The sequence below is a fragment of the Klebsiella sp. SYXHC3 genome, from assembly GCF_057196925.1.
In genome coordinates this window covers 1-24,575 of sequence record NZ_JBXUNG010000016.1, presented here as the reverse complement: position 1 = coordinate 24,575, position 24,575 = coordinate 1, and the positions used below count along the sequence as shown (strand labels likewise).

The window sequence follows — 24,575 nt, the reverse complement described above, 5'->3', positions numbered from 1 at the left end:
AACACTATGATGACGCCAGAACAAAAATTTGCCCGCTGGGTAAGGGTAAGTATTGCCGCTTTCCTGGTGATATTCGCCTGGTTTATCGTTGCCGATATCTGGATCCCGCTAACCCCGGATTCCACCGTGATGCGCGTGGTGACTCCGGTCTCGTCGCGGGTCTCCGGCTACGTCTCGCACGTCTACGTGCACAACAATAGCCAGGTGAAAAAAGGCGACCTGCTGTATGAGCTCGATCCCACGCCATTCATTAATAAAGTTGAAGCGGCGCAAATCGCCCTTGAACAGGCCAAACTGAGCAACCAGCAGCTGGATGCGCAAATCGCCGCCGCTCGCGCCAACCTGCGCACCGCGCAGTACACCGCGCGTAATGACAAAGTCACTCTCGACCGCTACCAGCGCCTGAGCACCATGCAAAACGTGTCGCAATCGGATCTCGATAAGGTGCGCACGACATGGCAGACCAGCGAACAATCGGTCAGCGCCCTGAATGCGCAGATTCAGAACCTGCTGATCCAGCGCGGCGAGCGCGACGACAAGCGCAACGTGACGCTGCAGAAATATCGCAACGCGCTGGAAGAGGCGCAGCTCAACCTCGGCTGGACCCAGGTGCGCGCTGAGACCGACGGTATGGTCAGCAACCTGCAGCTTAATCCGGGAATTTACGCCACCGCCGCTACCGCCGTGCTGGCGCTGGTTAACAACAATACCGATATCGTCGCCGACTTTCGTGAAAAAAGCCTGCGCCATACGGCGGTGAATACCGACGCGGCGGTGGTTTTCGATGCCCTGCCGGGTAAAGTGTTCCCGGCGCACGTGACCAGCAGCGACGCCGGTATTCTTGCCGGTCAGGAAGCGGTGAATGGCCAACTGTCGCAGCCTGAGCAGTCTACCCGCTGGGTGCGCGATGCGCAGCGCATGCGGATTCACGTCGCGCTGGATCAACCTCTGGATAAGCCGCTGCCGACCGGCGCCCGCGCCACCGTCCAGTTGTACAATAGCGACGGCCCTTTCGCCCGCACCTTTGCCGGCCTGCAGATCCACCTGGTGAGCTGGTTGCACTATGTCTATTAACACCCTGGCGCACGTCTTTACCCCGCACGGCAATATCGTCTATACGGCCAATGATTTTCGTCAGACGGTACGCATTGCCGTCGCCGGGACCATCGCGCTGAGTATTTCGACCTTCTACGACGTGCAGTATGGCGTGTTTTTCGTCGTTTATCCGCTGATGCTGATGTCGTTGGTGCCGGTGTTCAACCGCCACGTCGCCCGGCAGTTTGTGTTCAGCGCGGCGGTCAATTGCGTCGAAATGGTGCTCATCGTTGGCTATCTGTCGCAGTGGCCGGTGATCATGACGTTAGTTGTGTTCGGCCTGTATGTGATGCGTTTTCGCTTCATGAGCCAGGGGCCGCTGTTCCTGCTGGGTTCGATGGGCGTGGTGTGCCAGAGCACGATGCTCAATTTTATGAGCTATCCCACCAGCAACTGGCACACGCTGATGTTCTCCAATATGGAGGCCTGCGTGATGGCGGTGGCGCTGAGCGCGCTGCTGCACTACCTGATCCCGGATGTCGAACCGCGTAAGCCGCCGCCGCGCATAGAGAAAGACGCCGCGCGGATCCGCCATGAATCGCTGCTTTCCGGCACGGTTGCGACCATTATCTTTGTGATCTTCCAGATCTGCGATCTGAGCGATTCGCTATCGGCGCTGATGGCCGGGGTACTGATCCTGTTCCCGATGCATTATCGCGGCGCGGTAATCAGCTCGATCTGGCGTGTGGCGGGGGTGGTACTGGCTTGTCTGTACATTCTGGTGGTGCAGCTGATTATCTATGATTTCAGCAACCACATGATCCTGATGATGCCGCTGATTGGTCTTGGTCTGGCCTTTAGCGCCCGCCTGCACGTGATGGAAAAAGTGGGCGCGGGCGTGGGATTCGCCAGCATCACCACTATCGGTATTATGTTTGGCCAGAATCTGCATCCGAATCAGGATCTGGTGTTCAGCGATCTGTACCGTATTACTTCAGTCACGGTATCGCTGGTGGCGACGCTGACCATGGTGTTTCTGGTCCATCGGGTACTGAACTGCTTCGCGCCGACTCGCTTTGTAGTGAGTGAATGATGTCACATCGTCAGGCCCTGCTGGCAATGGGATGATCGCCAGGGATAGCCCGCAAAATGCCGTGGGCTATCGCTTCCCGGGCGGCAAACTCAGTCATAATAGATCCCCACAATATCGGCTTCCCGGCTAGTTATAGATAATCATTATTCGTGCAGAAAATAGAAAAGGAGAAAAAACGGGAGTAAACCATCATGAAAATAAGGCAGTAGTCGCAGTGGTTGCCAAAAATAAGATATCGATATGCCACAAAAAAGATAAATAAGTAAGGCGCATGCATTCTGATGAATTTTCGGAAAAAGGGACGTGTCTTATTTATTGCAGGGTGTCTTATATCAACGTTATAAATCAAAAAGGCAATACATTAAAAAGCCGCCACATTGCTAACAACTAAACAGATATTTCATGATGTGAGGATAGGGTATGAGTGAAAATAAAACGTTGGAACGTTCCTCCAACGACGCAACAACTGAGTGGCGGGTTGGGCCGGGAGCATGGATCTCGCTGGTCGTGGTGTTATTAGTCTTCTCCGGGCTGCTTTTTAAAGTGGAAGGAATGGCATGGCTGGGAGCCTTTGACTTCACCACCCTGGGCGGCGCGTTTGGCACGATGAAGACCCCGGAAACCAATACTTTCATCGGTAGCGGCGGCATCAGCGCTAAGGCCGGTTTCCTCTTTGCGCTGTCGCTGGTTCCAACGGTGATGTTAGCGCTCGGGTTGCTGGAAATTTTTACCCACTATGGCGCAATACGCGCGGCGCATAAACTGTTGACGCCGCTATTACGTCCGTTACTGGGGATCCCCGGTTATACCGGTCTGGCGCTGATTACCGATCTACAAAGCACCGATGCCGGCGCCGCGTTGACCAAAGAACTGTATGACAGTAAAAAAATCAGTCGTAAAGATGTGGTGATTATGGGGGCATGGCAATATTCCGGCGCCGGTCTGATTAATAACTATTTCTCAATTGGTTCAGCGCTTTTTGCCTCATTAACCATTCCTATTATTATTCCGCTGCTTTTAATGTTTGTCCTGAAATTCGTTGGTGCGGCAATCACCCGTTTGGTTTTAAATACCGCCTACAAAGGGGACTTTGATAATGAATAATTCGCCAAAAGTCGCCAGTAACCCGTTTGATATTTTTGTTATTGGCGCACGTAAAGGATTTAATATCGCCATCAATAACCTGATGCCGAATGTATTAATGGCGTATGTGATTGCCGAAATGCTTAATTTGCTCGGGGTGATGCAGTTAATCGGCCAGCTGTGCGCGCCGCTGATGGGGCTGTTTGGCCTGCCGGGCGAAGCGATTACCGTGTTGCTGACCTCCTGGCTTTCCGCCTCGGCGGGGACCGGAGTTGCTGTCAGCCTGTTGAGTAAAGGCACCCTCAACGTGGCGGACATCACCATCCTGATCCCGGCGATCTTTCTGATGGGATCGCAGCTACAGTATATGGGGCGGCTGCTTGGGGTGGCGGATGTACCGAAAAAGTATTGGCCGCTGCTGATGGCGGTGAGCATTATCAACGCCGTCATCGCCATGTTGGTCATGCGCGTGATTGCATAATAAAAGGCAAGGAGTCAGTCGTGTCGCGAACGTTAGAACATTTCAATTATCTGCATCAAATTCCTGAGCTGGGCTTTGAGGAGTACAAAACTTCGGCTTACATCGGCGATATCTTAGAAGCGGCGGGATTCAGAGTTCACCGCCATGTTGGCGGGACCACCGGGATTGTCGCCGAAATCGATAGCGGCGAACCAGGGCCTGTGGTGGCGCTGCGGGCAGATATGGATGCGCTGGGCCATATTATCGATGGGCGCTTAGAGGCCCGTCATACCTGCGGCCATGATGGTCACTCCTCGGTGGTATTAACCGCCGCTGAAGAGATCCTCGCCGAAAGGCTGGTAAAACGTGGCAAGTTAAAAGTGTTATTTCAGCCTGCCGAAGAGCTGGGTACGGGGGCGATTGCGTTAACGGAGGCCGGGGTACTGGATGACGTGGAAATGTTATTTGGCTTCCACCTCCGGCCACTGGAAGAGTGTCCGATGGGCAAGGCCGTTCCGGCGATGTACTACTCCGCCTCCGCGACGGTGATGGTTGATTTCCACGGCAAAGCCGCCCACGCCGCTCGCCCCCAGCTGGGCATAAACGCGTTGGATGCCGCTTCGCATGCGGTACAGGCGGTGAATGGCATCCATCTGGCGCCTTCACTCACCTGGAGCGCGAAAGCGACGCGTTTTCTTTGCGATGCGGGCGTCACCAATTCTGTGCCGGAGAACGCGCACGTCTGTTGGGATCTACGCTGTGAGGAAAATGACGGCATGGCGACGCTCAAAGAGCGGGTGGTGAGAGCGATTGAGAGCAGCGCCGCAGCATATGGCGCCAGTGCGGATATCCGGATCGTCAAAGAGATGCCAGCGGCGATTATCGATGAAGACGCCACGGCTATCGTGAGCCAGGCAATTCGCGAAACCTTTGGCGAGGCGGGCTTAACGGCCGCGAAGAGTACGCCGGGTAGCGAGGACTTTTTTCACTACCTGCGTTTGCGCCCGGCAGTGAAAGGCGGCTTCTGGGGGCTGGGCTGCAACCTGCAGCCGGGCCTGCATCATCCGGAGATGCATTTCGATCGCACCGCGCTGGCGAATGGCGTGCGGGTATTCAAATCCTGCGTTCGCCAACTGTTGGGTTGAGGCTAAGCTGCCAGCCCCCGGGTAGCGGCTTACGCCTTACCCGGGTTACGGTTGGGCATTTGGTCGGTAGCCCCGGTACGCGTAAGCGCTACCGGGGAAGAGTCCCGGATGTCGGCTAACGCCTCATCCGGGCTACCGCGGTGCGCATAGGTCGCCAACAGGTGATAGTCATTTCCGGCGACGTGAAACAGGGCTGCCGTTTCGCCGGGTATAACCCATCGTTGCTCATCGCCCGGCATGCAACTCAGGTAAATGCACAACCCGCAGCCGCTGCGCAGCTGGCGGGGAATATCCTTCACCTCGAAGGTCATTCCTGCCGCCTGCAGGGCTTTGCGCATCCGCACGACGCCCGCCGTTGAATGGAATAAGAATAGATATTTGCTCATCCGCGCCTCCGCTGGCGCTGGCCGATCAGCGCCGCGCCGATTGCCCCGGCAAACTGGGCGTCGGGATGGGTCGCGACCGGCATGCCAACATGCTTCTCCAGCATGCGGGCGAAGGCGGCGCAGTGGCTGACGCCGCCGGTAAACAGCAGCGGTCCCTGCGTCGATAAACGGCCAATAAAGTTCGCGCTGCGCCGCGCCATGGCGTTGATCACCCCGGCCAGAATCGCCTCCGGCGCAACCCCCGCGGAACGCAAGCTGATGACTTCCGATTCGGCAAAAACCGTACACATGCTGGTGATGGCGTGCGGTTCTACACCTTCGGTAATAGTGTCCAACTGGTCGACGCTGGCGCCGAGGGTCCGTGAAATCACTTCCAGAAAGCGCCCGGTACCAGCGGCGCATTTGTCATTCATCAGAAAATCACTGAGGTTGCCCTTTGCATCCAACTGAATGACTTTGCTGTCCTGGCCGCCGATATCAATCACCGTGCGGGTTTCCGGCGCCAGCAGGCGCGCGCCGAGCCCGTGACAGGAAATTTCGGTGACTCGTTTATCGGCGAAATCGACCAACTGGCGACCATAGCCGGTGAGGGTTAAGAAAGGCGTTGCCGCGAGGCCCGCGCGCAGCGTCTCCCAGGCCTCGTGAATGGCATCGGCGGGGCGAAAGGGCGTCGGGCTGAGGAAACGGCGCACGATGGCGCCGTCTGCCAGCAGGATGCCTTTGGTGGCGGTGGAGCCGGAATCAATACCTACCGAGTAGATCACGCTTGCTCCTTATAGCATTTCGATAAACGCGGCGACGCGGGTACTGAGCTGGCCGAGGTCCGCCGTCGAATAATCGGTTTCGATCGCGATATAAGGAATGTCGTGCCGCTGGCGAACGTGACGCTTAATCGCCAGCGATTCCACGGCGTAGGTATGGCAAGCCTGCAGAATGACATCGACCACGCCGTCGGCCTGGTATTCCTCAACCATCTGGCTTAGCAATTGCAGGCGCTGGTCGTTAGGTGAAATACAGGAGCAGCCGATGGCGAGATATTTATCGGTTAAGGCATCGTAGACGTCGCCATCTTCCGCCACGCAGCGCTCGGTGGCCTTCGCGCCGGTACAGTTCTCGTAGCCCACCACCCAGCCGCCGTTTTCTTCGATAGCGCGGACGACTTTTTCCGCCGCGCCGCCGATCGGGCAGCCGGTGATCAGAATGCGCGGGCGGGAGGCTAACCGGTTTCCCTCCTGCCATTGTCGGCGGATGTTTTCCGCCATGGCATTGAGTTCGTCAATCAACGCGGTTTTGTCGAAGCGGAAGGTAGCGCCATAAACCACCTTTAGAATATCGCCGCCGCTAAGCGCCGGCGGATTGAGCTGCCCGAGGTGATAGAAGTTGGCCAGCGCGCGGCGTTCGCTATTTTTCAGTACGATGGCTTCACGCAGCGCCGCTTCGCTAATGGGCGTGGCGAAGCGGGTTTCAATCACCTGCTGCAGACGCTTGATCTCCGCTTTCCACAACGCGCGGGAGGCGGCGTCGCTGGCGCTGTTCGGCAGTTGCATTACGTGTACCGCCTTGAATTCGGCCATGTACTCGTACATCTTCTTTTTGCCGTCGCAGGTGGTTTCGCCGACCACCAGATCGGAGAAATAAAAGTAGGGGCATTTATCGGTTTTGCCGAAGCCGTAACTGCTTTTTATCAGCGGGCAGAGGTTGCGCGGCAGGTCTTTCTCCGCCTCTTCGATGGTTTCATCAGAAGTGGAACACAGTGAGACGACCACGGCGCCCGCCGCCATGGCTATCTCCTGGGGCATAAAAGTGCAGTAGGTACCGACCAGCGGCACGTTCTGCTCTTTGAGTTCCATTACGCTGAGAAAGCCTTTCTGGCGAGCTTCTGAGAATTGATCGAAGAGGGCGGGTAGATCGGTGATAAGCGACATGATTTTCCTTCCCCGTACACGGGAGATGATGAAAGAGTTGCCATTATAACCATGTTATTTGTGTGTATTTATTGATCTCCCGCCCATCCTGAAGGCGTTAATAGACCTTCTTCAAATCCATCTCTTCCTGAATGCGCTCGCTCCATGCCAGATGGGTGCGGATGGCTTCCTCAATACCGGCGTTGTAGAACAAAGGCCCCAGCTCTTTGGCGATAAAGTCGACAAAAAACTCGGCGTCGAACTGTTCCAGCTCCAGGTTAAAGGTCTCTTCGCAGTACTTGCTTAGCCGCTCGCGCAGCAGATCGCGCTGTGCCGGGCTGAGTTCAATATCGCTCATGCGTGGTTATTCTCTGTGGGTTATTCAGGATTGCCGGGCTTCGATGACCGCCTCTGAACGCTGGCGCAAATTACGGAGTAACCCTGCCAGACAGCAGGCGGCGACGATCCCGGCGGCTACCGCCAGCAGGTGGAACGGCAATCTGCCGCCATGGAACCATAACCAGCGCGCGCCTTCAATCGACAATGCGCTGACGCTAAGGATCACGATATTCAGCGAGGCGGACACGGTACCTTTCGGCAGGTCGTTGGAAAACAGGGTAAAGCGGAACAGCGTCGGGAAAATCAGCCCGATGCCGAAGGCGTAGAAGCAGGTGCCGAGTACCGACCACAGCCAGACGTGTGGCCACGTCAAATTACCGATAATCAGGATCGCCAGACCAATCATCTGGATGGGCACGGCGCTTAACACAAAGCGCGGGCGAGTCGGGTCTTTCACCCAGCGCGCCACCGACAGATTAGCGATAATGACCGCGCTGAAGACCGGCGCCTGGCTCCAGGCAAACTCGCTGGTGGTGAGCCCGCCGGCATCCATTAAAATGACCGGCGATACCGCCACCCAACTCATCAGCGGAATATAGCTCAGCGCCAGCGTGGCGGCGCCGAGTAAAAAGATGCGGTTGCGGAAGACGTCGCGAAAATCGCGCACCACGCCGAGCGGGCTGAATGGCACGTCGCCGCGACGCACCGTCTCCGGCATGTTAAACAGTAAACCCAGCCAGGCTACCAGTCCCATCGCGGCGATAATGCCAAACAGCGCTTTCCAGTGGATAAAGTGCATCAGCGCCGCGCCGGACAGCGGGCCGACGATCGGCGCCACCAGCACGATGGAGGTAATCACCGCCATCAGCTTGATTGACCGCTTTTCGTCATAGGCCTCCTGCACGGTAACGTAACCAACGGTGGCGATAAAACAGATGCTGGTGCCCTGCACAAAGCGGGCAATCAGGAACTGGGTCATTGAGGTCGTCCACAGGGTGGCGAAGCAGGCGAGGGTAAAAATCAGCGCGCCGCTCAGCAGTACCGGTCGGCGGCCAATACGATCGGAAAGCGGCCCCAGCAGCCACTGTAGCGCCATTCCACCGGCCATATACAGGCTCACCGAGGCCGGAGCCAACGCCACATCGGCGTTAAAATCCCGCACTACGTGCAGGATCCCCGGCTGGATGAGATCGGTGGTCAGGTAGGCGGAAAAATCGTACAGGATCAGCGCCATCGGAAAGAACAGCGATGCGCAGTAGCGGGCGCTCAATCGCGAAATCCATGACATAGCCGTCTCCTTGCCGTCGGGTATTCATCGTTAGAATGGTTAAGATGCTACCATTGTCAGCCAATATGCAGATGCAGCAGCGCCGGAATTTGCGATAACAGCCACAGGCCGAGGCCGATAGTGCCGCCGACCAGCGTGCCGTTGATGCGAATAAACTGCAGATCCTTGCCGATGTTGAGCTCGATCTGTCGCGACATATCGCGCGCGTCCCAGCTTTTGACCGTATCGCTGATATGGCGAGTCAGGAAGGCGGCAAATTCCGGCGCGACCCGATGCGCCGCCTGCTCCAGATGCTCATTCAGCGATTCACGCAGCGCGTCGTCGCGCACCAGCGTTTCGCCGAACCACTGACCAGCCTCGGCGATCCGCTGCTTGATGCGCGAATCGTCACTGCTGATATCGTTTTTCACCCAGCCGCGCAGATCCGCCCACACCTCGCCGAGATAGCGATTAAAGGTCTCATCGTTTTTCAGATACGCTTTGATGCTATCGGCTTTTTGCGCCATTTGCGGATCGGATTTCAGATTGTCGATAAGCTTCTGCGCCGCGCGGTCAAAGGCCTGGCGAATCTGGTGGCTGCGGTCCTGAGTGACCTCATCGAGCAGCGTATTTACCGCGTCGGTGACCATTTCGGCGCTGTGCTCGCCAAGCCACTCGGTGGGTAACAGTTTGGCCTTCAGCGGGTGTTCGGTCTCCAGCCAGTGCACGATACCACGGGCGATAAAGGCGCGTGAGCTGTCGCGCTGTAGCAGGGCGATCAGTTGGCTTATTAGTGAATCCAACAGCTTTTGATGACGGTTGTCGCGGGTTAGCCCCTCCAGCATCATGGCGCTGGTCTGCGTCAGGTCGACCTTATCGATAGCCTTGTGCACCGCGCGCCGCAGCAGACGCTGAATACGGGTATCATCGGTGAGCTCGAGAAAACCGCTCATCACCTGTAGCAGATGTTGGCCCACACGGCGGGCGTTTTCGGGCTGGCTAAACCAGTTACCGAGCATCAAGGCCGGTTCGTAGCGGCGGATCAGCGCCACCAGTGAGGGAGTATCAAGAAACTTCTCCTGCACGAAATGGCCAAGATTATCGGCGATACGGTCTTTATTGCGCGGGATGATCGCCGTATGGCGGGCGACAAACGGCAGCGGAATTCGGCGAAACAGGGCCACCACCGCAAACCAGTCGGCCAGCGCCCCGACCATCGCCGCTTCGGAAATAGCCTTCAGCGCGCTGACCCACGGCGTCGGCGGTAGCAGCAGCGTAGTGATAAACAGCGCCGCCGCAATCAGCAGCAGCGACAGCGCCAGCAGTTTGGCGCGTTTTAATTCAGCGAGTTTTTCCATAGGGTTAAGCATATAACCTGACGGCGAGGTCATGCAAAAATCGGCACAACTTCCTGTACGCGCGGGTCAATTTTACTTAGCGGTTACGCTAATGACAGGCAGCTAAAAACGTTATTTAATTATTTGCTGCAAACTGGCAACGTGCGCCGCTTCGGCCGGTTTATTCGCGAAGTCGCGCATCGGGTTCCTCAGCATAGGGAGAGATTGATGACCATCGCCGAAAGATTACAGGAAGTTGGCCGCAGAAAAGGCAAACGTGAAGGGCGGCTTGAAGGATGGCAAGAAGGGCAGCACGCCGAGGCGCAGCGAATTGCGAGGATGATGCTTGCCGACGGTATTGCACCTGAAACCGTACTGAAGATCACCGGTCTGGCTGCCGAAGAGATAGCCACGTTACCACATTGATAAAGCCGTTATGCCGGGGCGCCCTCAAGGCGCCCTTGCTATCCATTCTCATGGAATATTCCGGATATACCTAACTTTACCCGCATCGTCAGCCATCTCGACTACCCTTAATATCCTTAGCGGCATTTTTGACTGCGTTAATAGCGATAACAAGGAGACATGCGATATGGCTTATCAGACAGTGAATCCTGCGAATAACCAGCTAATTAAGAGCTACCCCGCACACAGCGATGCGGACGTGGAGGCAGCGCTGCAGAAGGCAGATGCGCTTTATCATTCTGCGTGGGCGAAAGGCGATATTGCGCAGCGTCTGCCGGTGCTGCATAAGCTTGCCGACCTTATCGACAGCCGGACGGAGGAGCTGGCGAAAATCGCCAGCCAGGAGATGGGCAAGCTCATTAAACAGAGCCGCGGCGAGGTCAAACTCTGCGCGCAGATCGCCCGCTATTATGCCGACAACGCCGAACGGTTCCTGGCGCCGGTGAAGTATCCCTCCGACCTTGGCGAAGCCTGGGTTGAACACCATCCCATCGGCGTCTTAATGGCGGTGGAGCCGTGGAACTTCCCCTATTACCAGTTAATGCGCGTGCTGGCGCCAAATCTGGCGGCCGGTAATCCGGTTATTGCTAAACATGCCAGCATCGTTCCGCAATGCGCCGAGACCTTCGCGCATCTGGTGCGCGAGGCTGGCGCGCCGGAAGGGGCGTGGACCAACCTGTTTATCTCCCAGGATCAGGTGGCGAAAATCATCGCTGACGATCGGGTGCAGGGGGTGGCGCTGACCGGCTCGGAAAAAGCAGGGGGGATCGTGGCATCGCAGGCGGCGAAACATATTAAGAAAGCGACGCTGGAGCTGGGCGGCAACGATGTGTTTGTGGTACTCGACGATGCCGCTCTGGAACGCGCGGTGAAAATAGGCGTACAGGCGCGGCTGAACAACGCCGGGCAGGTTTGCACCGCCGCTAAACGCTTCATTCTGCATGAAAAAATCGCCGAGTCGTTCCTGAGCAAGTTTAGCGATGCCTTCCGCCAGGTGAAGATCGGCGATCCGCTCGATGAAAGCACCACCCTTGGCCCGCTCTCGTCGAAAGAGGCGCTGGAAACCTTAAGTAAACAGGTAGATGAGGCGGTGAAGTATGGCGCCAAATTACACCTCGGCGGCAAGCCGGTTTCCGGCGAAGGTAATTTCTACGAACCCACCATTCTGACGGGAATTACCCGTGAGAACCCGGCGTACTTCGAAGAGTTCTTTGGCCCGGTGGCGCAGATATACGTGGTGAAAGACGATGATGAGGCGATTGCGCTCGCCAACGACTCTCACTACGGCCTGGGCGGCGCGGTGTTTAGTCAGGACATTGAGCGGGCGAAGCGTATGGCCTCGGGGATTGAAACCGGCATGGTCTATATCAACTGGTTAACGGATACCGCGCCGGAGCTGCCTTTTGGCGGCGTGAAGCGCTCCGGCTTTGGCCGTGAGCTTTCCGACCTCGGTATCAAAGAGTTTGTGAATCAGAAGCTGGTGGTCGTTCGCCGCTAAACCATCCATCATGAAGAATCCCTCTCCCATCGGGGGAGGGATTCTTCCTTGCGGCGGCTATTTACGGAGCCCGGCAAACGCGGCGCGGATTTCTTCTTCCGGCAGTTGAATGCCGATAAACACCAGCGTGCTGTGCGGCGTTTCATCGCCCCACGGGCGATCCCAGTCGGCGCTGTAGAGGCGCTGCACGCCCTGGAACAGCAGGCGATTTGGCTCGCCGTCGATCCACAGCATGCCTTTATAGCGCATCAGTTGTTCGGCGAAGGAGAGCAGCAGGTTTTCCATCACCCGTGAAACTTCACTGATATCCACCGGATAGTCGAGCTCGACCACAATCGACGAGACGTCGTTCTGTTTTTCTGCCACAAAATGAAAGCGCGGTGTGGCGCTGACAACCTTCTCTTCCAGCATAAAACCGCTGGTATTAAAGAGCTGGCTTAAATCGATATCGCCGTGGATGACGGTATAAATCGGCGCCCGCGCGTTAATGCGCGTCAGCCGTTCACGCAGCTTTTCGGTGTCGCCGGCGACATCGGTTTTGGTTAACAGAATCCGGTCCGCGTAGCCGACCTGCGACTGGGCAATGGTAAACTGATCCATCTGCTGGTCGGCATGGACGGCGTCGACCAGGGCAATCACGCCGTCCAGCAGATAGCGTTCGCAGAGCACCTCGTGGGAGAAAAAGGTCTGAATAATCGGCCCCGGGTCGGCCATGCCGGTGCATTCAATCACCAGTCGGTCGAAGGCAATCTCGCCGCGATCGCGGCTGTCGAGCAGATCGAGCAGGGCATCTTCCAGTTCGTTGGAGCGCGTGCAGCAAATACAGCCGTTGGTCAGGGTTTTAATCTGCGTGGCGCGGTCGCCGATCAATTGATCGTCAACGGCAACTTCGCCAAATTCATTTTCAATCACGGCGATTTTGAAACCGTGCTGCTCATTAAGGATGTGGCGCAACAGGGTGGTTTTTCCTGCGCCGAGAAAACCGGTTAATAGGGTGACTGCAATCGGTGCCATTATTGCCTCCATTAACAGCAGCGTACGCCGCCTTTGCCGTCGCCGCCGTAGCGGGCCTGCTGGCGTTCGCGGAAGAATTCTTCATAAGTCATGTACGGCTGATCCGGATGGTTGGTTTGCATATGGGTGACGTAGTTGTCGTAATCCGGAATGCCGATCAGCATTTTCGCCGCCTGACCGAGATATTTTTTTGCCTGACCTAAGTTACCAAACATTGTAAGTTCCAGATAACGAATAAAGCCGGATGGCGACTCGCGCCTTATCCGGCCTACGTTAATGTGCTTTTTGTAGGCCGGATAAGCGTAGCGCTATCCGGCATCAGGATTAATGATGTGACGAGGTCTTCACGCCGCCTTCCGGTACCGGCACGTACGGAGTCTCTTTATCGGTACGCACCTTATTGTTGCGGACATTGAGCCAGGTTTTGATGCCGTAGAAGATGATGCTATACACCACCACCAGGAACAGAATGCTCAGGCCGGCGTTGGTGTAGTTGTTGACCACGATATGGTTCATGTTGGCGATCTGCTGTGCGGTCAGCTCGCCGCCGGCGGCAATCTTCTCTTTATACTGCTGAGCCATAAAGAAGAAGCCTTCCATCTGCGGGTTGCTGCTGAACAGCTTCAGGCCCAGCGCCCAGGTGGTACACAGCAGCAGCCACGCAGCCGGGATAACGGTGACCCAGATATATTTGGTGCGCTGCATCTTGACCAGCACGACGGTGCCAAGCACCAGCGCCACCGCGGCCAGCATCTGGTTAGAGATACCGAACAACGGCCACAGGCTCTTCACGCCGCCCAGCGGGTCGACCACGCCCTGATACAGCAGGTAGCCCCACAGCCCGACGCAGCCGGCGGTACCGATAATACCGGCGACCAGCGAGTCGGTTTTTTTCAGGAACGGCACGAAGTTACCCAGCAGATCCTGCAGCATAAAGCGGCCTGCGCGGGTACCCGCATCCAGCGCGGTGAGGATAAACAGCGCTTCAAACAGGATACCGAAGTGGTACCAGAAGCCCATATCCGCCATCGGGATGATTTTATGGAACACATGGGCGATACCGACGGCCAGCGTCGGCGCGCCGCCGGCGCGGTTCAGGACTGAAGGTTCGCCGATATCTTTCGCCGTCTGCAGGATCTGCTCAGGTGAAATCACGAAGCCCCAGGAGCTGACGGTCGCCGCCGCGTGGACGGTGACTTCTTTCAACTGCGCTGCGATCATCGCCGCGTTTTCACCGCCCATTTCATGCAGGTTTGGCATGACGATGCCAAGGCCTGCCGGCGGGGTGTTCATCGCGAAGTAGAGGCCCGGTTCGATAATCGAGGCCGCAACCAGCGCCATGACTGCAACAAAGGATTCCATCAGCATCGCGCCGTAGCCGATAAAGCGGGCGTCGGTCTCGTTGGCCAGCAGCTTCGGCGTGGTGCCGGAGGCGATCAGCGCGTGGAAGCCGGAGACCGCGCCGCAGGCGATGGTAATAAACAGGAACGGGAACAGCGCGCCTTTCCACAGCGGGCCGGTACCATCAATGTACTGGGTCACTGCCGGCATTTTCAGGTCCGGGTTAAGGATAACAATCCCCAGCGCCAGGCCGACGATCACGCCGATTTTCAGGAAGGTGGCCAGATAGTCGCGCGGCGCCAGAATCAGCCATACCGGCAGCAGCGCGGAAATGAACGCGTAGCCAATCAGGGTAAAGGTGATAGTGGTATCTTTAAAGGTCAACGCCGGGCCCCAGTACGGGTCGTGGGCAATGATGCCGCCGAACCAGATAGATGCCACCAGCAGCACGATACCGATCACCGAGACTTCACCCACGCGCCCTGGACGCAGGAAGCGCATGTAGATACCCATAAACAGCGCGATAGGCACCGTCGAACAGACGGTAAAGACGCCCCACGGGCTTTCCGCCAGCGCTTTCACCACGATGAGCGCCAGTACCGCGAGGATGATGATCATAATCAGGAAGCAGCCGAACAGGGCGATAGAACCCGGTACCGGCCCCATTTCCTGTTTAATCATCTCGCCCAGCGAAGCGCCGTTACGCCGCGAGGAGATAAACAGCACCATGAAGTCCTGTACCGCGCCCGCCAGCACCACACCGGCCAGCAGCCAGAGGGTGCCCGGCAGATAACCCATCTGCGCGGCCAGTACCGGGCCAACCAGCGGGCCGGCCCCGGCAATGGCGGCGAAGTGGTGGCCAAACAGCACGTAGCGGTTGGTCGGCACGTAGTTCAGGCCATCGTTATTAATGACCGCCGGCGTCGCGCGCGTTGGGTCAAGCTTCATCACCTTCTGCGCGATATACAGGCTGTAATAACGGTAGGCGACGAGGTACACGGAAACCGACGCGACGACGATCCACAGGGCACTGACGTGCTCACCGCGGCGCAACGCGACGACTGAGAGGCAAAATGCCCCGATGATTCCGAGAATCACCCAGGGTATGTGCTTGAGTAGTTTTTTGGTATCCATAGTAAAACCTGGCGTTAATTAGATTAATAATTGGCCGAAGCCGTCTGGTTTTGTGTTTGGGTTGGTGGAGGTATTGATTAGCTAGGCTGCCTCCGATCTTGCCAGAACGCCGCGCGCGTAAAGTTGGGTAAATCGGTGAGTGGTTATATGCGGGGTTAAGCGGTCGCTAGCCGGGGTAAGCGGTTGGCTATGAAGTGAGCAAGAGGGAAATATGTGATTGAGATCACGGGGTATTGTCGTGTGTCGCGAGGCATACCTGCGTCAGAATATATCAATTTAAACTCATTTTTCTCATTTCATAATGACTTCACACTTTACATCGGTTACTGAAATATATTCACTGATCCGATGAAAATAGCCTGCCATTGATGAAATTCCCGCTGAATTATTTTTGCGGTGATTGCCTTGTTAATATGAGTTGATATTTATACACGTTTGAATGTATTTAAAGGTTATAACTTTTCGTTGTATCCAACATGGATGGCTTTGGCTTTAATAATAATGAATAAATGGAGTTTAATTCATAAGGTTTTTATTATCTCTGCGCTGCCAGTGTGGGGATACGCCGCGCCTGGGGATACCGAACGTGAGCAGCAGTTCATCAACCAGCAGCAGCGCCAGCAAGCCTTGGAAAGTCAGCTCGCGCCTCCGTCACCGGATATTCATTTATCAGCGGAAGAAATAAATGTCGATGATGGTTTATTTCCCGTGGAACAACCTTGCTTTGCTATTTCTCAGGTTATTTTGCAGGGCGCTGAAGCCTTACCGCATTGGCTTCCGCTCCAGCGCCAGACAAATAAAGCGATTGGGCGTTGTCTGGGAGGGAAGGGCATTAATCTATTGATGGCCCAGTTGCAGAATATATTAATCGATCGCGGTTATATCACCAGCCGGATCCTTGCCCCGCAGCAGGATTTAAAAAGCGGTGTTTTGCGCCTGGTGGTGATGCCGGGTTATATCCGTGAAGCCAGACTTACGGAGGACAGCGATGATTATCTGTGGCTGGCGAGCGCGTTTCCGGCGACTGACGGGAAACTACTGGATCTGCGCGATATTGAACAGGGGCTGGAAAACTTGCAGCGCCTGCCGACGGTACAGGCCAGCATGGAAATTGTTCCGGGCGAAACGCCGGGGCAAAGCGATATTGTTATTAACCGCCGACAGGAACGCTTCTGGCGCGTTGACGCCTCGCTCGATGATTCCGGCTCTAATGCCACCGGCCGCTATCAGGGTAACCTGACGCTATCACTGGATAACCCGCTAGCCTTAAGCGATCTTTTTTACCTTTCCGGCTCACATAACCTCGATGGCAACGGCGGTAAATCCTCAAAGAACCTGACCGGCCACTATTCGATCCCGCTGGGCTACTGGCAGCTCGGATTAACCGCCAGCCAGTACGATTACGTGCAAACCGTGGCGGGGGCCAACGGCGATTACCAGTACAGCGGTAAAAGCAAGAACGTTGATTTCCAGATGAGCCGCGTACTGCACCGTAGCGGTAGTCAGAAGACCACGCTTAGCGCCGATGTGTTAGCCCGCGAGCAGCGCAACTTCATTAACGACACCGAGATTGCCGTTCAGCGGCGGCAGACGGCGGCCTGGAAGCTTGGTCTGCAGCATCGCCATTACCTGGGCAACGCCACTCTCGATGCCGGAGCGAGCTATCAGCGCGGTACCCGCTGGTTTGGCGCTCAGCCCGCGCCGGAAGAGCAGTGGGGAGAAGCAACCGCCCTCAGCAAAATCCTGCAATTCAATGCTCAGCTCAATTTGCCTTTTGCCCTGGGCGGGCAAAATTTTCGCTTTACCAGCCGCTATCAGCGGCAGATGAGCAGCACGCCGCTGACTTCGCCGGATATGTTTTCCATCGGCAACCGCTGGACGGTACGCGGCTTTGACGGCGAGCGCACCCTGACCGCCAGTCACGGCTGGTACGTACGTAACGATATCGCCTGGTCGACTCCGTTGCCGGGGCAGGAGTTTTATCTGGGGGCGGATTACGGCGAAGTCGGCGGCGCAGGCAGTGAAACGCTGGTGGGCAAACACCTCGCCGGGGGCGTGGCAGGGCTGCGCGGCCAGTACCAGCGCGCCAGCTACGACCTGTTCGCCGGTATCCCTTTAGCCAAACCCGATGGCTTTAAAACCGACCCGGCGACTTTTGGTTTCAGCGTCAGCTGGAACTACTGACTTTACTCACGCGCCGCCCGGCGGCGCGTGCTGCGCACATGGACGATCTTCCGCGCCGCGGTGGACAACGGATGACGAGTAACGGCAATGAATAAACGCTTTTATCGAATCGTATTTAATAAGGCTCGCGGGATGCTGATGGTGGTGGCGGAAACGACCCGCTCTCATCGGGCGGGCGTGTCGCCGCAATCCGGCGCCGACGCGCGAACCGGGTCGACGCTGACGTCCACCCTGGTGCCGCTGGCCTTTAGCTTTCTGCTTGCTTTTTCCTGTCTCACTCCGGCTCAGGCGGCGATTGTCGCCGATAACCATGCGCCCGGCGGCCAGCAACCGCAGATCGCCAATAGCGCCAATGGCACGCCGCAGGTCAATATTCAGACACCGAGCGGCGCAGGCGTTTCACGCAACGTCTACAGCCAGTTTGATGTCGATGGGCGCGGCGTGGTGCTGAATAACAGCCACGCTAACACTTCAACCCAACTGGCCGGGATGGTCGCCGGCAACCCGAATCTGGCGAAAGGGGAAGCCAGAGTGATCCTCAACGAGGTGAATACCCGCGATCCGAGCCGGCTGAATGGCTATATCGAGGTTGCCGGACAAAAAGCGCAGGTGGTTATCGCTAACCCTGCCGGAATTAGCTGCGACGGCTGCGGGTTCATCAATGCCAACCGCGCGACGCTGACGACAGGCCAGGTGCAGTACGGTAACGGGCAGATTAGCGGTTATGATGTCAATCGCGGCGAAATTATCGTACAGGGCGGCGGCCTTGATGCGAGCTCGGTAGACAGCACAGACCTGCTCGCCCGCGCGGTGAAAATCAACGCCGGGGTTTGGGCGCAGGAGCTAAAGGTCACCGCAGGGCGTAATCAGATCGATGCGGCGCACAGCCGAACGACGGCAAAATCAGCCGACGGCAGTGCGCTGCCTGCGGTGGCGATAGACGTCAGCGCCCTGGGCGGGATGTACGCCCATAAAATTCGTCTTGTCGGTACCGAGCGCGGCGTAGGCGTTCACAATGCCGGCAATATCGGCGCGGCGGCGGGGGATGTAGCAATCAGCGCTGATGGCGCGCTCAGCAACAGCGGCGTGATTCAGTCCGCGCAGAATCTGCAACTGTCCGTTAAGGGCGATCTTCACAGCCAGGGGCAGCTGTACGCCGGAAAAGATAGCGTGGTGACGGCCAGCGCGACGCTAACCAATGACGGCATGATCGCCGCGCAAGGCGATACGCGGATTGCCGCCAACGCTTTGCGTAGCGCGCAAAACAGTACGCTCGCCGCCGGATTAAATAGCGATGGTTCTACCGCCAGCAGCGGCGCGCTGACGCTGAATAGCCAGAGCTCGCTGGCGCTGAATGGCCGCAATATGGCGGCAGGAACGCTGACGGCGCAGGGCAGGACGGTGGATCTTGATAACAGTCGAACCTCGGGGGCGCGGATCGTGGTCAGCGCCGCGACCGGGGATATCACCACCCAAGATGCGGTGGTGGCGGCCAGCGAAAAACTCCAGTTGGCCGCCAGCGGCAAACTCAACAACCACAGTGGCCTGTTGACGGCCAGCCAGCTTGAGCTGAAAGCAATGGCGCTGGATAACCAACAGGGCGTAATCCAGCAGACGGGCGAGGACGATCTACGCCTTGATTTTCGCACGGGATTGGATAACCGCGGCGGTGAGATTGCCAGCAACAGCCATGCTTTGACGCTCAGCACCAGCCAGTTGCTCAATCAAAACGGAACGCTGCTGCATACCGGCAGCGGCGGCATGTCTATTACCAGCGAAGGCGCGCTGGACAACGGCGAAGGCACTATTGCCGCAAATGGCAATATCAAGCTTGACGCCGACAATCTGACCAACCATGGCGGAAAAATCAGCGCGGCGCAGGGCGACATTCAGCTCACTGCGCGCCATGGGGTGGATAACTCGCAGGGGAAAATCATCGCCAGCGGCGATATCCAACTCCAGGCTGAAAATCTTACTAATCGTCACGGGCAGGTAGGCACGGCGCAGCGGGGCCGCGTCAACCTGACGACGAGCGGTTTGCTGGATAACCAGCAGGGCACAATTACCGCCTTTGATGCCCTGGGTATTCAGAGCGCCACCGTTGATAACCGGCAGGGAGAACTGCAGTCCGGCGGTAATCTCAATATTACCATCCACAACCGGGGGCTGGATAACCGGCAGGGGCAGATTGTCTCCGCCGCCGCTCTGGAAATAGCAGGCGTCAACCTGGCGCTGGCTAATACGGGCGGGACGTTACTTGCCGCGAGCAAACTTAGCCTCGATGCCGATTCCCTCAGCGGCGATGGCGAGGTGCTCTCTCAGGGCGATATGTCGCTCACGTTGCGTCAGGCGTTTCATAACGCCGGGAGGGTCATCGCCAACGGCAACCTACAGTGGAATCTTTCCGGGCTGGGGCTGATTAATCAGGGGGTTATCAGCGCCGGCCGGGCGCTCAATCTCTATGCGGCGAAGCTGGATAACCGTCAGGAAGGTGAAATCAGCGCTGGCGAGAACCATTTGACGGTCAACGGCGAGTTGGTCAACCGGGGGCTGATTGACGGTGGTTTAACCCATATTGTCGCCACGACGTTAACCAATATCGGCAGCGGGCGCCTGTACGGCGACGCCGTCGCGCTGCAGGCGGCAACGCTGACTAACGCCGCGGAGAACGGCGTGGCGGCGACGATTGCCGCACGGGCATCGCTGGCAATGGGCGTCGGCACGCTCAATAACCAGGATCACGCGCTAATCTACAGCGACGGTACGCTCGCCATTGGCGGCCAGCTTGCCGAAGACGGTTCGCTCAGCGGCCGGGCGGGAGTGTTTAATAACCACAGCGCAACGCTTGAGTCCGCCGGTGATATGGCGCTCGATATCCAACAAATCAATAACTACAACGACCATCTGGTGACGAAAGATGTGATGGTCGAGCAGTCATGGCGCCATGAAGCGGCGCTGAAAGGATCGGTACAGCGCTTCGACTGGTCGCTGGTCGATACCAGCTATAAAAACAAATACGGCGTTCACGACGCCATCATGCCGGACGGAAGCCGCGGCGATGAGTTCTATGAATACCAGTACCAGCGTACCGTTGTGGAAACGCAGGTGGTGGAAAGCGATCCTGGCAAAATCCTCTCCGGCGGCCAGCTCATCATCAACAGCGATAAGCTGAATAACTACGATAGCCAGATTATCGCCGGAGGAGCGCTCGGTGGCGTGATTGGCGAACTAAACAACGTCGCCACGACCGGCAAACGGGTGACCACCGACGTCGGCACCCAGACCCGTTGGTATGAGAAAAAGACCAGCCGCCCGTTTGGCGGCACCAAAACCAGCCAGGGGAAAAAAAGCAGTGAATATGAACCGACGCCGACGGTTCAGACCATCGATTTGCAAACCATGAAGTGGCAGGGCAATACCCAAATTGATGGCCATAGCGGTGTGATTAATCCGCGCGATCGCGCCGATGAAACAGGCGAAATACCCGCCGGACGACTGGTGGAAGTGACGCCGGTTAACGCTGACGGAACGGTTATTCGCGTCGTCACGCCGGATACCCGGCTTCCTGTCAGCAGTCTGTATCAGATCGATCCGCAGGCTAAAGCAGGCTATCTGGTGGAAACCGATCCGCGTTTTACCAACGGTAAAGCGTGGCTCGCCAGCGACTACATGCAAAATCAGCTGGGCGTTGATCAGGCGATGAAGCGGCTTGGCGACGGCTATTACGAACAGCGGCTGGTGCGTGAGCAGATCGTTAAGCTGAGCGGCGGGCGCTACCTGCAGGGCTACAGTAACGATGAAGAGCAGTACCGGGCGCTGATGGACGCGGGCGTCGCCTTCGCCAAACAGTACAACCTGATGGTCGGGGTGGCGCTGACGCCAGCGCAGATGGCGCTGCTGACCAGCGATATGGTCTGGCTGGTCGCCAGAGAGGTCACGCTAACGGATGGCTCCGTGCAGCAGGTGCTGGTGCCGCAGGTTTACGCGCGGGTTAAAGCGGGCGATCTCGATGGCAGCGGCGCGTTGCTCGGCGGTGAAAACGTGGCGTTCAGCGTGAGCCGTGATGTGACCAACAGCGGGCACATCCAAAGCCGCGGCGTGACGCAGCTAACCGCGGAAAACATTCATAACAGCGGCTATATCGGCGGCAACCAGCTCACGCTAAACGCGCGTACTGATATCAACAATATTGGCGGAACGCTGCAGGGCGGCGATAGCCTGATCGCGCAAGCCGGGCGTGATATCAACAGCGCCAGCACCCTCGGCGGCGGCCCGGGTAACATCAGCCTCGATCGGCCCGCGGGGATTTATGTCCAGAATGAAAACGGCCAACTGGGGCTGCAGGCGTTACATAACATTAATCTGACGGCAAGCATGGTGAGTAACAGCGCGGCTGGCAGCCAGACGCAGATTATCGCCGGCAACGATCTCAATCTGCAGACGCTCGCCACCACCCATAGCGAAAGCGGAAACTGGGGGAAAGGCAACGATCGTTCCTTGACCCAGCGTAGCGATCTCGGCACGCAAATTAACGGCGGCGCGGTGGCGCTGTCCGCCGGCCACGATATGAATGCCCGCGCCGCCAGCGTGACGGCGACCAGCAGCCTGACGGTTGCCGCCGGCAATGATATTAACCTCAGCAGCGGCGAGTCCTCATGGCACCTGACGGAAAACAGCCATCAAAGCAGCAGCGGCCTGCTGGCTCGCCGCTCGCTCACCACTCACGATGAAGTGTGGGCGCAGAACGCCATCGGCAGCAATTTTAGCGGTGACAGTATTGTGATGCAGGCCGGGCGCGACCTGCTGGTGTCCGGCAGCAGTGTTGCCGGCACCCAGGACGTCAACCTTGTGGCGGGGCGTAACCTGAACATCACCACCGCCGAGGAAAGTCGCCAGGAAAACCATCTACGTAAAGAGAAACATAGCGGCTTTTCCGGCACCGGCGGTGTTGGCTTCAGCGTCGGCAGTTCGTCGCTGAAAGCCACCGATGTGACGACGGCGTTGAGTAGCGCCGCCAGTACCGTCGGAAGCTCACAGGGCAACTTGAGCCTGAGCGCCGGTAATGTATTGACAGTTCAGGGATCTGACCTGGTGGCCGGCAACAATATGGCGTTGACCGGTAAAACCGTGAATATTCTGGCAGCGGAAAACCAGAGCACCCAGACCCATACCGTGGAGCAGAAAACCAGCGGCCTGACGCTGGCGTTATCCGGGATGGTGGGCAGCGCCATTAATACCGCGGTTTCCAGCGCCAACCAGGCCAGCACCGAGAGCAATGGCCGTCTCGCCGCGCTGAGCGGGCTGCAGTCGGCATTATCGGGCGTACAGGCGTATCAGGCATCGCAGATGCAGACTGCGGATTCCAGTCCGGAGAGCATGATAGGGATCAACCTTTCCTGGGGTAGCCAGTCCTCGAAATCCACTCAGCGACAAACGCAGAACACCAGCCGCGGCAGCAGCCTGATGGCCGGCAACAATCTCAGCATTATCGCCACGGAGACGGATATCAACGTTGAGGGCAGCCAGCTGCAGGCCGGCGGCAGCGCGTTGCTCAATGCCGCGCGCGATGTGAATTTATTCTCTGCGGAGAACGCCAGCACCCTGAGCGGTAAAAACGAGAGCCATGGGAGTTCGTTTGGCGTCGGTATTAACTTCGGGCAGGGCGCGAACGGGCTGACGGTCAGCGCCAGCGCCAACGCCGCGAAGGGCCACGAGAAGGGCAACAGCCTGACGCATAACGAAACGACCCTCAGCGCCGGGGAGCGGGTGACTATTGTCAGCGGTCGCGATACGACGCTGACCGGGGCGCAGGTGAGCGGTCATCAGGTGACAATGGACGTCGGGCGTAACCTGACGCTGAGCAGCGAGCAGGACAGCGATAACTACGATTCGAAGCAGCGTAGCGGCAGCGTGGGGGCGAGCGGCAGCATGGGCGGTGGTTCGGGTTCTCTTAACCTGAGCCAGAGCAAAATGCACAGCACCTGGGCGTCGGTGGAGGCGCAGACGGGGATTTTTGCCGGCGAGGGCGGTTTTGATGTGAAGGTGGGCGGGCATACGCAGCTGAACGGCAGCGTGCTGGCGAGCACGGCGGCGGCGGAGCTGAACCGGCTGGATACCGGGACGCTGGGTTTCCGGGATATTAAAAACTATGCCGAGTACAGCGTGGAGCAGCAGAGCGCGGGAGTGAGCACGAGCGGTAGCGTGGCGGGGCAGTTTCTCGGGAATGCGGCCAGTGGACTGCTGATGGGGGCAAACGGCAGCGGCAGCGACAGTTCGCTGACGCGGGCGGCGGTGAGCGAGGGCAGTATCGTTATCCGCGACGGCGCGAATCAGCAGCAGGACGTGACGGGGTTAAGCCGGGATACGGCGCATGCGAACCAGACGCTGAGTCCGATATTTGATAAGGAGAAAGAGCAGAACCGGCTGGCGACGGCGCAGAAGATAGGTGAAATCGGGCGCCAGGTGAGTGATGTGCTGGTGACGCAGGGCAAGCTGAACGCGCAGGCGGCGCAGAGCGACCCGGCGGCGCGGGCAGCGGCGCGGGCGAAGCTTGTAGCGGGAGGGAATGCCAGCCCGAGCGAGGAGCAAATCAGCGCGCAGGTGAGCCGGACGGCGACGGCGGACTACGATACGGGCGGAAAGTACCAGAAGGTGGCGCAGGCGGTAACGGCGGCGATGCAGGGTCTGGCGGGCGGCAACCTGGCGCAGGCGGCGAGTGGCGCAGTGAGTCCGTATGTAGCGGAAATCATTCACAGCCAGACGACGGACAGCGCGACGGGTAAGGTGAATGTGGAAGCCAATGCGATGGCGCATGCGGTGTGGGGAGCGATAGCGGCGGCATCGGGAAATAACAGCGCGCTGGCGGGAGCGGCAGGCGCGGTGAGCGGCGA

The 24,575-nt window shown here is 57.8% G+C and carries 16 protein-coding genes and 2 pseudogenes; 9 read left to right on the top strand and 9 right to left on the bottom strand.

The annotated features are described in order from the left end of the window. Positions 1-6: 6 nt before the first annotated feature. The 5 genes from AC2CGP_RS23450 to AC2CGP_RS23430 all read left to right on the top strand — a co-directional run bounded on the left by AC2CGP_RS23450 (position 7) and on the right by AC2CGP_RS23430 (position 4,816). On the top strand, positions 7-1,074 hold the full coding sequence (locus tag AC2CGP_RS23450; RefSeq protein ID WP_015368453.1) for an HlyD family secretion protein: 1,068 nt from the start codon (positions 7-9) through the stop codon (positions 1,072-1,074). Then, positions 1,064-2,128, top strand: a complete 1,065-nt coding sequence (locus tag AC2CGP_RS23445; protein WP_015368452.1) for a DUF2955 domain-containing protein — start codon at positions 1,064-1,066, stop codon at positions 2,126-2,128. The genes AC2CGP_RS23450 and AC2CGP_RS23445 overlap by 11 nt, the downstream gene beginning before the upstream one ends. 420 nt (positions 2,129-2,548) lie before the next feature. Continuing rightward, on the top strand, positions 2,549-3,232 hold the full coding sequence (locus tag AC2CGP_RS23440; RefSeq protein WP_020079714.1) for a nucleoside recognition domain-containing protein: 684 nt from the start codon (positions 2,549-2,551) through the stop codon (positions 3,230-3,232). After that, the gene (locus AC2CGP_RS23435) at positions 3,225-3,692 is read left to right on the top strand and encodes a YjiG family protein (protein ID WP_015704275.1); all 468 of its coding nucleotides are present in this window, start codon (positions 3,225-3,227) and stop codon (positions 3,690-3,692) included. The genes AC2CGP_RS23440 and AC2CGP_RS23435 overlap by 8 nt, the downstream gene beginning before the upstream one ends. 20 nt (positions 3,693-3,712) lie before the next feature. Continuing rightward, positions 3,713-4,816 carry a M20 peptidase aminoacylase family protein gene (locus AC2CGP_RS23430; protein WP_213760106.1) on the top strand — a complete coding sequence of 368 codons (1,104 nt, stop codon included), beginning with the start codon at positions 3,713-3,715 and terminating at the stop codon, positions 4,814-4,816. 146 nt (positions 4,817-4,962) lie between these two features. Here AC2CGP_RS23430 and AC2CGP_RS23425 read toward each other — a convergent pair. From AC2CGP_RS23425 to AC2CGP_RS23400, 6 genes and pseudogenes are all read right to left on the bottom strand, one after another. Beyond that, positions 4,963-5,202: pseudogene (locus AC2CGP_RS23425) on the bottom strand (putative Se/S carrier protein); the annotation flags it as partial. Further along, entirely contained in the window at positions 5,199-5,966 is a 768-nt protein-coding gene (gene yjiL, locus AC2CGP_RS23420; RefSeq protein ID WP_063443723.1) for a putative 2-hydroxyacyl-CoA dehydratase activator YjiL, read from the bottom strand. The pseudogene AC2CGP_RS23425 and the gene yjiL, both read right to left, overlap by 4 nt. Positions 5,967-5,975: 9 nt before the next feature. Then, positions 5,976-7,127 (bottom strand): double-cubane-cluster-containing anaerobic reductase, encoded by a 1,152-nt coding sequence (locus tag AC2CGP_RS23415; RefSeq protein ID WP_213760109.1) that lies wholly within the window; start codon positions 7,125-7,127, stop codon positions 5,976-5,978. A 97-nt stretch (positions 7,128-7,224) separates the two neighbouring features. Continuing rightward, positions 7,225-7,464, bottom strand: coding sequence for a DUF2164 domain-containing protein (locus AC2CGP_RS23410; RefSeq protein WP_015704280.1), 240 nt, complete (start codon positions 7,462-7,464; stop codon positions 7,225-7,227). Between the two features lie 24 nt (positions 7,465-7,488). After that, positions 7,489-8,733 (bottom strand): multidrug efflux MFS transporter MdtM, encoded by a 1,245-nt coding sequence (gene mdtM / locus AC2CGP_RS23405; RefSeq protein ID WP_213760111.1) that lies wholly within the window; start codon positions 8,731-8,733, stop codon positions 7,489-7,491. Positions 8,734-8,789: 56 nt separating this feature from the next. Further along, complete coding sequence (locus tag AC2CGP_RS23400) at positions 8,790-10,082, bottom strand: DUF445 domain-containing protein (protein WP_205460347.1); 1,293 nt, start codon at positions 10,080-10,082, stop codon at positions 8,790-8,792. A 54-nt stretch (positions 10,083-10,136) separates the two neighbouring features. On the opposite strand from AC2CGP_RS23400, the pseudogene AC2CGP_RS23395 reads away from it, so the two are divergent. Continuing rightward, positions 10,137-10,475, top strand: a pseudogene (locus AC2CGP_RS23395) (Rpn family recombination-promoting nuclease/putative transposase); the annotation flags it as partial. A 166-nt stretch (positions 10,476-10,641) separates the two neighbouring features. Beyond that, complete coding sequence (locus AC2CGP_RS23390) at positions 10,642-12,012, top strand: NAD-dependent succinate-semialdehyde dehydrogenase (RefSeq protein ID WP_484502460.1); 1,371 nt, start codon at positions 10,642-10,644, stop codon at positions 12,010-12,012. Positions 12,013-12,069: 57 nt separating this feature from the next. On the opposite strand, the gene yjiA is transcribed toward AC2CGP_RS23390, so the two are convergent. The 3 genes from yjiA to AC2CGP_RS23375 all read right to left on the bottom strand — a co-directional run bounded on the left by yjiA (position 12,070) and on the right by AC2CGP_RS23375 (position 15,501). Beyond that, positions 12,070-13,026: a GTPase gene (yjiA, locus tag AC2CGP_RS23385; protein ID WP_047063736.1), complete on the bottom strand. Its 957-nt coding sequence runs from the start codon at positions 13,024-13,026 to the stop codon at positions 12,070-12,072. An 11-nt stretch (positions 13,027-13,037) separates the two neighbouring features. Continuing rightward, positions 13,038-13,241, bottom strand: a complete 204-nt coding sequence (locus AC2CGP_RS23380) for a YbdD/YjiX family protein (protein WP_002887451.1) — start codon at positions 13,239-13,241, stop codon at positions 13,038-13,040. 109 nt (positions 13,242-13,350) lie between these two features. Next, on the bottom strand, positions 13,351-15,501 hold the full coding sequence (locus AC2CGP_RS23375) for a carbon starvation CstA family protein (protein ID WP_015368441.1): 2,151 nt from the start codon (positions 15,499-15,501) through the stop codon (positions 13,351-13,353). 501 nt (positions 15,502-16,002) lie between these two features. On the opposite strand from AC2CGP_RS23375, the gene AC2CGP_RS23370 reads away from it, so the two are divergent. Further along, on the top strand, positions 16,003-17,685 hold the full coding sequence (locus AC2CGP_RS23370) for a ShlB/FhaC/HecB family hemolysin secretion/activation protein (protein ID WP_048230067.1): 1,683 nt from the start codon (positions 16,003-16,005) through the stop codon (positions 17,683-17,685). A gap of 87 nt (positions 17,686-17,772) precedes the next feature. After that, positions 17,773-24,575: two-partner secretion domain-containing protein (locus AC2CGP_RS23365; protein WP_484502459.1), on the top strand; the 6,803-nt coding region annotated here is incomplete at its 3' end.

What these genes read in the sequence shown, in the direction of transcription:
- AC2CGP_RS23415 (WP_213760109.1), bottom strand. Translation starts at nt 7,127, where the DNA reads ATGTCGCTTATCACCGATCTACCCGCCCTCTTCGATCAATTCTCAGAA.
- AC2CGP_RS23375 (WP_015368441.1), bottom strand. Translation starts at nt 15,501, where the DNA reads ATGGATACCAAAAAACTACTCAAGCACATACCCTGGGTGATTCTCGGA.
- AC2CGP_RS23400 (WP_205460347.1), bottom strand. Translation starts at nt 10,082, where the DNA reads ATGCTTAACCCTATGGAAAAACTCGCTGAATTAAAACGCGCCAAACTG.
- AC2CGP_RS23435 (WP_015704275.1), top strand. Translation starts at nt 3,225, where the DNA reads ATGAATAATTCGCCAAAAGTCGCCAGTAACCCGTTTGATATTTTTGTT.
- mdtM (WP_213760111.1), bottom strand. Translation starts at nt 8,733, where the DNA reads ATGTCATGGATTTCGCGATTGAGCGCCCGCTACTGCGCATCGCTGTTC.
- AC2CGP_RS23445 (WP_015368452.1), top strand. Translation starts at nt 1,064, where the DNA reads ATGTCTATTAACACCCTGGCGCACGTCTTTACCCCGCACGGCAATATC.
- AC2CGP_RS23450 (WP_015368453.1), top strand. Translation starts at nt 7, where the DNA reads ATGATGACGCCAGAACAAAAATTTGCCCGCTGGGTAAGGGTAAGTATT.
- AC2CGP_RS23440 (WP_020079714.1), top strand. Translation starts at nt 2,549, where the DNA reads ATGAGTGAAAATAAAACGTTGGAACGTTCCTCCAACGACGCAACAACT.
- yjiA (WP_047063736.1), bottom strand. Translation starts at nt 13,026, where the DNA reads ATGGCACCGATTGCAGTCACCCTATTAACCGGTTTTCTCGGCGCAGGA.
- AC2CGP_RS23380 (WP_002887451.1), bottom strand. Translation starts at nt 13,241, where the DNA reads ATGTTTGGTAACTTAGGTCAGGCAAAAAAATATCTCGGTCAGGCGGCG.
- AC2CGP_RS23390 (WP_484502460.1), top strand. Translation starts at nt 10,642, where the DNA reads ATGGCTTATCAGACAGTGAATCCTGCGAATAACCAGCTAATTAAGAGC.
- AC2CGP_RS23370 (WP_048230067.1), top strand. Translation starts at nt 16,003, where the DNA reads ATGAATAAATGGAGTTTAATTCATAAGGTTTTTATTATCTCTGCGCTG.
- AC2CGP_RS23410 (WP_015704280.1), bottom strand. Translation starts at nt 7,464, where the DNA reads ATGAGCGATATTGAACTCAGCCCGGCACAGCGCGATCTGCTGCGCGAG.